The sequence below is a fragment of the Clostridium sp. MCC344 genome (assembly GCF_018785365.1).
In the GTDB taxonomy this organism is placed as follows: Bacteria; Bacillota; Clostridia; order Lachnospirales; family Lachnospiraceae; genus Pilosibacter.
Window position 1 is genome coordinate 1 of the sequence record NZ_WQPQ01000038.1, and the last position, 8,676, is coordinate 8,676.

9 protein-coding genes and 1 pseudogene are annotated in these 8,676 nt (G+C 51.2%); all 10 read left to right on the forward strand.

What is annotated here, in order from left to right:
* Positions 1-72: 72 nt before the first annotated feature.
* A pseudogene (locus tag GPK90_RS10935) lies at positions 73-351 on the forward strand (VirB6/TrbL-like conjugal transfer protein, CD1112 family); the annotation flags it as partial.
* A 20-nt stretch (positions 352-371) separates the two neighbouring features.
* Positions 372-827 (forward strand): PrgI family protein, encoded by a 456-nt coding sequence (locus tag GPK90_RS10940; protein WP_215702980.1) that lies wholly within the window; start codon positions 372-374, stop codon positions 825-827.
* Positions 784-3,183: a VirB4-like conjugal transfer ATPase, CD1110 family gene (locus GPK90_RS10945; protein WP_215702981.1), complete on the forward strand. Its 2,400-nt coding sequence runs from the start codon at positions 784-786 to the stop codon at positions 3,181-3,183. The genes GPK90_RS10940 and GPK90_RS10945 overlap by 44 nt, the downstream gene beginning before the upstream one ends.
* Positions 3,180-3,563, forward strand: a complete 384-nt coding sequence (locus GPK90_RS10950; protein ID WP_215702982.1) for a DUF3851 domain-containing protein — start codon at positions 3,180-3,182, stop codon at positions 3,561-3,563. Before GPK90_RS10945 ends, GPK90_RS10950 begins: the two co-directional genes overlap by 4 nt.
* Positions 3,556-5,292: a CHAP domain-containing protein gene (locus tag GPK90_RS10955; RefSeq protein ID WP_215702983.1), complete on the forward strand. Its 1,737-nt coding sequence runs from the start codon at positions 3,556-3,558 to the stop codon at positions 5,290-5,292. The genes GPK90_RS10950 and GPK90_RS10955 overlap by 8 nt, the downstream gene beginning before the upstream one ends.
* A gap of 28 nt (positions 5,293-5,320) precedes the next feature.
* Positions 5,321-5,578 (forward strand): DUF4315 family protein, encoded by a 258-nt coding sequence (locus GPK90_RS10960; protein WP_002576231.1) that lies wholly within the window; start codon positions 5,321-5,323, stop codon positions 5,576-5,578.
* On the forward strand, positions 5,568-6,332 hold the full coding sequence (locus GPK90_RS10965) for a DUF4366 domain-containing protein (protein WP_055171202.1): 765 nt from the start codon (positions 5,568-5,570) through the stop codon (positions 6,330-6,332). Before GPK90_RS10960 ends, GPK90_RS10965 begins: the two co-directional genes overlap by 11 nt.
* A complete protein-coding gene (locus tag GPK90_RS10970) occupies positions 6,329-6,523 on the forward strand; it encodes a hypothetical protein (RefSeq protein ID WP_147571842.1) in 195 nt (64 codons plus the stop codon). Before GPK90_RS10965 ends, GPK90_RS10970 begins: the two co-directional genes overlap by 4 nt.
* Entirely contained in the window at positions 6,520-7,266 is a 747-nt protein-coding gene (locus GPK90_RS10975) for a conjugal transfer protein TraG (RefSeq protein ID WP_147571841.1), read from the forward strand. The genes GPK90_RS10970 and GPK90_RS10975 overlap by 4 nt, the downstream gene beginning before the upstream one ends.
* A partial coding sequence (locus GPK90_RS10980) for a DNA topoisomerase (protein ID WP_486463668.1) occupies positions 7,193-8,676 on the forward strand: 1,484 nt, incomplete at its 3' end. The genes GPK90_RS10975 and GPK90_RS10980, both read left to right, overlap by 74 nt.

The window sequence follows — 8,676 nt, forward strand, 5'->3', positions numbered from 1 at the left end:
GTGTAAGTCCGGTTCGGAGGGGAGTTCTCGGAAACCTGCCATAGTGATATGGTAAGGCGCCGGGTTCTTACCCTACTTGTAACTTCGGTGGCTCCCGTTCCAATGGCTGCAATGATGGGCAAAGAGTGGGGCGGTATGGGACAGAATTACCTCCGATCCCTGCTGGCACTGGGCTTTCAGGCGTTTCTCATTATCGTCTGCGTGGCAATTTATGCTGTGCTGGTGCAGAACATCGCTCTGGAAGATGACATCATCATGGCAATCTGGAGCTGCGTGGGCTACACCGTACTGCTATGTTTTACGCTGTTCAAAACCGGCAGTCTCGCCAAATCAGTCTTTCAGGCGCACTAAAACGGAAGGAGGTTTCCACAGTGGCTTATGTACCCGTACCCAAGGACTTGACAAAAGTCAAAACAAAGGTCATGTTCAATCTGACCAAGCGGCAGCTTATCTGCTTCACGGGCGGAGCGCTTATTGGCGTACCGCTTTTCTTTTTGCTCAGAAAACCTACCGGAAACAGTGTAGCGGCTATGTGTATGATGCTGGTTATGCTGCCCTTCTTTATGCTGGCTATGTACGAAAAGCATGGACAGCCGCTGGAAAAGATCGTGGGCAACATTCTCAAAGTAGCTGTGATCCGTCCCAAGCAGCGACCTTACCAGACCAATAACTTTTATGCCGTATTAAAGCGGCAGGAAATGCTCGATAAGGAGGTGTATGACATTGTTCACCGCAATAAAAAAATGGCTGCATCGGATGTTCGGAAAAACCGAGGAAAAAACTGTGCAGTCGGTAAAGACAAAGAAAAAACTGTCCCGCGCCGATAAGAAGCAGATCGAAGCGGCCATTGCCCGCGCTAACCGCACGGACAAAAAAGGAAAATCTGCGCAGGACAGTATCCCTTATGAACGGATGTGGCCGGACGGAATCTGCCGCGTATCGGACAGCCACTACACAAAGACCATCCAGTTTCAGGACATCAACTATCAGCTCTCCCAAAACGAAGATAAGACGGCAATCTTTGAGGGGTGGTGTGATTTCCTCAATTATTTTGACAGCTCGATTCATTTCCAGCTGTCTTTTTTGAACCTTGCGGCATCGGAGGAGACCTTTGCTAACTCCATTTCCATCCCGCCCCAGAGGGACGCCTTTGACAGTATCCGCGAGGAATACACCACAATGCTGCAAAATCAGCTGGCCAGAGGTAACAACGGTCTCATCAAGACCAAATACCTGACCTTTGGTATCGACGCGGACAGCATCAAAGCCGCCAAGCCCCGTCTGGAGCGTATTGAGACCGATATACTTAATAACTTCAAGCGTCTTGGTGTAGCTGCCAGAACGCTGGACGGTAAAGAAAGGCTTTTTCAGCTTCATGCGGTATTCCACATGGATGAACAACTCCCGTTTCAGTTTAAATGGGACTGGCTGGCTCCTTCCGGTCTGTCCACAAAGGATTTTATTGCACCAAGCTCCTTTGAGTTCCGCACCGGCAAGCAGTTCCGTATGGGTAAGAAATACGGGACTGTTTCTTTTTTGCAGATTCTCGCACCGGAACTGAATGACCGTTTGCTGGCTGATTTTCTGGATATGGAAAGCTCGCTCATTGTGAGTATGCACATTCAGTCGGTGGATCAGGTGAAAGCCATCAAAACGGTAAAGCGGAAGATTACCGACCTGGACCGCAGCAAGATCGAGGAACAGAAAAAAGCAGTCCGTGCCGGATACGACATGGACATCATTCCATCTGACCTTGCTACCTACGGCAGTGAAGCGAAAAAACTCTTGCAGGATTTGCAGAGCCGCAACGAGAGAATGTTCCTTTTGACCTTTCTGGTGCTGAACACAGCGGACAATCCCCGTCAGCTTGGCAACAACATCTTTCAGGCAGGCTCTATTGCCCAGAAGTATAACTGTCAGCTGACCAGGCTGGACTTCCAGCAGGAAGAAGGGCTGATGAGCTGTCTGCCTCTGGGTCTCAATCAGATTGAGATTCAGCGAGGACTGACCACCAGTTCCACAGCTATCTTTGTGCCCTTCACTACGCAGGAACTGTTCCAGAACGGGAAAGAAGCTCTGTACTACGGCATCAATGCTCTGTCCAACAACCTCATCATGGTGGACAGAAAGCTGCTGAAAAACCCCAACGGCCTGATTCTGGGTACGCCGGGTTCCGGTAAGTCCTTCAGCGCAAAACGAGAAATTGCCAACTGCTTTTTGCTTACCAGTGATGATGTTATTATCTGTGACCCGGAAGCGGAGTACGCACCTCTTGTTGAGCGTCTGCATGGGCAGGTCATCAAGATCTCACCTACTTCAACCAACTATATCAATCCGATGGATCTGAATCTGGACTATTCGGATGATGAAAGCCCGCTGTCACTCAAGTCTGACTTTATCCTCAGCTTGTGTGAGCTGATCGTGGGCGGTAAGGAGGGCTTGCAGCCGGTGCAGAAAACCATTATTGACCGTTGTGTACGGCTGGTTTACAACGAATATCTCAATGACCCAAAGCCGGAGAATATGCCGATTTTGGAGGACCTTTATAACTTGCTGCGGGAGCAGGAAGAAAAAGAAGCTCAGTACATTGCAACGGCATTGGAAATCTATGTAACGGGTTCTTTGAATGTGTTCAATCATCAGAGCAATGTGGACATTGATAACCGGATTGTCTGCTATGACATCAAGGAACTGGGCAAGCAGCTCAAGAAAATCGGTATGCTGGTGGTACAGGATCAGGTGTGGAACCGCGTTACCATCAACCGTGCCGCTCACAAGTCTACCCGCTACTACATCGACGAGATGCACCTGCTTTTGAAGGAGGAGCAGACCGCCGCCTATACGGTGGAAATCTGGAAGCGATTCAGAAAATGGGGCGGTATTCCGACAGGTATCACCCAGAATGTCAAAGACCTTTTGAGCAGCCGCGAGGTAGAGAACATCTTTGAAAACTCGGACTTCGTGTATATGCTTAACCAGGCAGGCGGAGACCGTCAGATTTTGGCGAAGCAACTGGGGATTTCCACGCACCAGCTTAGCTATGTGACCCACTCCGGTGAGGGCGAGGGCCTGCTGTTCTATGGCTCCACGATCCTGCCGTTTGTAGACCACTTCCCGAAGAACACCGAACTTTACCGCATTATGACCACCAAACCTCAAGAATTGAAAAAGGAGGATGAATGATTATGAACCCCAACATTTTGAATAAAAACCCGCTGATGTTTTTTGACAGGGCGGTAAATGCCCAGCGCAGCCAGCTGCTTACGGTCATGGCCGATGCGGTAAGTGAGTGCCGCACGGCGGCAGATCAGGCAGCCGAACTGAATGAGACCGGTCAGGTGGGGCTTCTCCGTCTGGCAGAGGTCTGGAGCGCCATTCGTGCTAAAGAAGGTATGGGCGGCCTGATTCTGGAAGGAACAGAGGCGAAGATCCTGTCCAATGTGGTGGCACAGTTTTATGCTTACCTGTCCGGCTGTATGTTCAACGATCCTGTGGGAATGACCATTTATGCAGAGCTGCACTACATGATGTCCTCCCTCATGCTGGGAGAATGGTTTGAATAAAGAGCCGCGCCTGCGCTTTACTGATGAGGAACGGTCTGATCCTGCACTGGAAAAGCCGATCCGTAAAGCGGAGAAAGCTGCGGCCAGAGCAGATAAGGCGCAGGCCAATATCCCAAAGAAAAAGGTCAGGCAGACGGTCATTGACCCGGATACCGGAAAAAAGACCTCGAAGCTGACCTTTGAGGACAAGAAAAAGCCACCTTCCAAAGTTTCTCAAGGAGTCAGGGAAGCTCCCGTCCATCTGGTTGCGGGTAAGCTCCACAAAGAGATCCGGGAAACAGAGCAGGACAATGTGGGCGTGGAAAGCGCCCACAAGTCCGAGGAGGCGGTGGAGACCGGCGCTTATCTGGTGCGGGAGGGCTATCGCAGCCACAAGCTGAAGCCGTACCGCAAAGCAGCACAGGCAGAGCGCCAACTGGAAAAGGCAAATGTAAATGTTCTGTACCAGAAATCTTTGCAGGAAAATCCCCAGTTTGCCAGCAATCCGCTTTCCCGCTGGCAGCAAAAGCAGGCCATCAAAAGGCAGTATGCCGCCGCCAAACACGCCGGTCAGACTGCCGGAAATACCGCCCAGGCTGCGTCCAAAACCGGAAAAGCCGCAAGGACGGTGAAAGAAAAGGCACAGCAGGCAGGGGCGTTCGTCGTGCGCCACAAGAAGGGTTTCCTGATGGCAGGGGTTTTGTTCCTCATTACCTGTATGCTGATGAATACCATGTCCTCCTGCTCCATGATGGCGCAGAGCATCGGTTCCGTTCTCTCCGGCACCACTTATCCGTCGGATGACCCGGAAATGCTGGCAGTGGAAGCAGATTATGCAGCCAGAGAAGTCCAGTTGCAGGAGGAAATCGACAACATTGAAAGCAGCCACCCAGGGTATGACGAGTATCGCTATGACCTTGGTATGATCGGCCATGACCCTCATGAGCTGGCAGCATTTCTGTCTGCCGTCTTGCAAGGTTACACCCAGCAGAGCGCTCAGGCAGAGCTGGCGCGTGTGTTTGCAGCACAGTATCAGCTGACGCTTACTGAGGAAGTGGAGATTCGCTACCGCACGGAGACCTCCACCGACCCGGAGACCGGCGAGACCACCTCAGAAGAAGTCCCCTATGAGTATTACATTTTGAATGTGAAACTCACCAGCAAGCCCATTTCCGCTGTGGCGTCGGAGTTACTGACCCCGGAGCAGATGAAAATGTATCAGGTTTACCGGCAGACCATGGGCAATAAGCCGCTGTTGTTTGGCGGTGGTTCCCCTGACATGAGCAATTCCGAGGACTTGACCGGTGTACAGTTTGTAAATGGAACCCGTCCCGGAAATCCGCAGTTGGTGGAGTTGGCCAAGCGTCAGGTCGGCAATGTGGGCGGCTATCCTTATTGGAGCTGGTATGGCTTTGACAGCCGCGTGGAGTGGTGCGCCTGCTTTGTATCCTGGTGTTATAACCAGGCTGGAAAAAGTGAACCGCGCTTTGCAGGCTGTGAGTGGCAGGGCGTTCCGTGGTTCCAGTCTCATGGACAATGGGGTGCAAGAGGCTATAACAATCTGGCTCCCGGAGATGCAATTTTCTTTGATTGGGATTTGGATGGGACAGCAGACCATGTGGGTATCGTGATCGGTACGGATGGCAGCCGTGTTTATACCGTGGAGGGAAATTCCGGCGATGCCTGCAAGATCAAAAGTTATGACCTGAATTATCAAAGCATTAAAGGCTATGGTCTGATGAACTGGTAACAGACTTTGTGGAAAGGAGTGAACGGTTATGGCAAAAAACAAAATTGAACGTATCGACCAGGAAATTGAGAAAACTCGTGAGAAGATTGCGGAATATCAGGAAAAGCTCAAGACCCTGGAAGCACAGAAAACGGAGGCAGAGAATCTGGAAATCGTTCAGATGGTTCGTGCGTTACGCATGACTCCAGCACAGCTGAACGCTATGCTTTCCGGTGGAATGAACCACGGCAGAGATACAGCACTGTCGGAATCAAATAATCAGGAGGCTACCGCTTATGAAGAATAAAAGAATTTGCAAAACACTTTCCGCCCTTTGCCTGACAATGGTTGTGGCATTTGGCTTTACAATCCCTGCTTTCGCACAGGGGTCAGAACAGGCTCCGGCGGCACCGGCAGAGGATTCTACCAATGACAGCAATGTGATTGTGGAAGAAACAGAACCGGCACCGGCACTTACACCGGAGGGGAATGCGGCATTGGTGGATGATTTTGGAGGCAATAAGCAGCTTATTACTGTTACGACCAAAGCTGGAAATTACTTTTACATCTTGATTGATAGGGCGAATGAGGACAAGGAGACTGCTGTTCACTTTCTGAATCAGGTGGACGATGCAGACCTTGCGGCGCTGATGGAAGATGGAAAAACCAAAGAGGAGATGCCTGCGGTATGCAGCTGTTCAACAAAATGTGAAGCAGGGGCGGTCAATACGGCCTGCCCGGTCTGCGCAACTGATAAGAGTAAATGTACGGGCAAAGCACCGGAACCTCCGGCAGAAACATCGGAGCCGGAAAAGGAGAAGCCTGCCGGATTGAACCCGGCTGCGCTGGTCCTTTTGCTGGCTCTGCTGGGAGGCGGTGGCGTATTTGCCTACTTGAAGCTCGTTAAGAACAAGCCTAAGACCAAGGGCAATGACAGTCTGGACGATTATGATTATGGCGAGGAAGATTCCGAGGAATGGGAAACCGAGGATGAGGAGTCGGACGAGCCGGACGCTGACGGGGGCAGCACAGAAGAAGATGACGAGGACAGCGTGAAATGACCCGATTCACAGACAGTCCCTATGAACGCATGATGACACGCAGGCCGGAGGGCGGGAAGGAAACTTCCCGTCCTCCTTCTTTACCCCACAGCCACCCCTGCTATGGTTGCGGGAATTATGGAAGACCCTGCGTAGGTATCTGTCACCGTGAGATGGAACGCTGGCTTAAAGAAAGGAAACGAAAAAATTGAGTGTTCTGATTACATTTATTAAATTGATTTCTGTTTTTGACTTACTGGTGATTGCCGTGTATTTTGGCGGCGATATTTTTTCTACTATGTTAAACAAACTTCGGAGAACGCCAAAGCAAGATGACCCCTTTGATTTCTCCTTAGATACCGTGACCGTTTCATTGTCCATAGATTCTATCCGTCAGCTTTATTCCGGTGACGCGGCAGATTTTGTGAAAGAAAAGATCCTGCCAAATGTGGAGAAAACAATGGCTGTTTTGACGGATCAGGAACAGACAGCAGCCTGTCTGCTCTTATCTGCTCTGATCGGTTTTCTTGCAGCAGAAGCTCCTATGGATGAACAGAGCTTCCCTATGGTAATGGAACTTTTGAACTGTATGGAGGGGGAAAAAGAGGATGGTTGTCAGGATGCAGTAGATATTTTGTTTGAAGATACCGTCAGCAATACCCACCGTCATGAAGAATATTACAGCAATTATCAACGCTACCAGCTGATGCAGGCGGATAAAACCCGTGTCATTTTGGCTTGTCGCATCATCATCAATGACCTGCTGGGAAAACTGTACCGCTATGATTATCGGTTTGGCTATAACCTGCTTTTGGATGCGGAAAACAGCATTGAGAAAAAGCTGCACACGCCTGTGCGAGAAGAATGGGAGGATGAAGATTATGAAACTTGTAATTGCCGAAAAACCATCGGTTGCCCAGAGTTTGGCGGCGGTGATCGGTGCAACCGTCCGTAAGGACGGGTATCTGGAGGGCAACGGCTGGCGTGTCAGCTGGTGCGTGGGCCACCTGGCCGGTCTTGCGGATGCAGACAGCTATGACCCCAAGTATGCCAAGTGGCGATATGATGACCTGCCTATTCTGCCGGAGTATTGGCAGATGGTGGTGGGAAAGGATAAGAAAAAGCAGTTTGATATTCTCAAAAAGCTGATGAATGCCCCGGATGTTTCGGAGGTGGTAAATGCCTGCGATGCCGGACGCGAGGGCGAGTTGATCTTCCGTAGCGTCTATGAGCTGGCAGGTTGCAAGAAGCCGATGAAAAGGCTCTGGATTTCTTCGATGGAGGACTCTGCCATAAGGGAAGGCTTTGCAAACCTGCGCCCTGGTGCGGATTATGACGGACTTCGGGATGCTGCCCTCTGCCGTGCCAAGGCCGACTGGCTGGTGGGGATCAATGCGACAAGGCTTTTTTCCGTGCTGTATCACCGAACCCTCAACATCGGGCGCGTGATGTCCCCGACGCTGGCGCTTATTGTCCAGCGAGAAGCTGAGATCGACACCTTTCAGTCGATTCCCTTTTATACCGTGGCGCTGGAGCTACCCGGTCTTACCGTATCCGGGGAGCGCATGGCGAATAAGGCCGCTGCCGAGCAGCTGAAAGAAGCCTGTCAGGGTGCAAATGTCACAATCAAAAAGGTGGAGTGCAAGGAAAAGTCCGAAAAGCCGCCTGCCCTCTATGACCTGACTACCCTGCAAAGAGATGCCAACCGCCTGCTTGGATTTACAGCCCAGCAGACCCTGGACTATCTACAAAGCCTGTATGAAAAGAAGCTCTGCACCTATCCCCGTACTGACAGCCGCTATCTGACTGGTGATATGGCAGACAGCCTGCCGGTGCTGGTGAATCTGGTTGCCAGTGCTATGCCGTTTCGCAAAGGGATCGCCATTACCTGTGATCCGCATACGGTCATCAACGATAAGAAAGTAACCGACCATCACGCAGTAATCCCTACCAGAAATCTCAAGGATGCAGACCTTTCTGCCCTTCCTGCGGGAGAAAAAGCGGTGCTGGAGCTGGTGGCCCTGCGTCTGATGTGCGCCGTAGCCCAGCCCCATATCTATTCGGAAACTGTTGTGATTGCAGCGTGTGCCGGTGGGGAGTTTACCACAAAAGGAAAAACGGTGAAGCATCCCGGATGGAAAGCACTGGAGGACGCTTACCGTGCCAAAATGAAGGATGCAGAGCCGAAAAAAGAGGGCGCAGAGAAAGCCCTGCCGGAGCTGACCGAAGGACAGACCCTTTCGGTTGCTGCGGCAATCGTCAAAGAAGGCAAAAGCAGTCCGCCTCAGCACTTTACAGAGGATACCCTATTGTCCGCGATGGAGACTGCCGGAAAAGAGGATATGCCGGAGGATGCCGAACGAAA

Coding starts and splice junctions, on each gene's coding strand:
- GPK90_RS10960 (WP_002576231.1), top strand. CDS start 5,321: ATGGCAAAAAACAAAATTGAACGTATCGACCAGGAAATTGAGAAAACT.
- GPK90_RS10965 (WP_055171202.1), top strand. CDS start 5,568: ATGAAGAATAAAAGAATTTGCAAAACACTTTCCGCCCTTTGCCTGACA.
- GPK90_RS10950 (WP_215702982.1), top strand. CDS start 3,180: ATGATTATGAACCCCAACATTTTGAATAAAAACCCGCTGATGTTTTTT.
- GPK90_RS10970 (WP_147571842.1), top strand. CDS start 6,329: ATGACCCGATTCACAGACAGTCCCTATGAACGCATGATGACACGCAGG.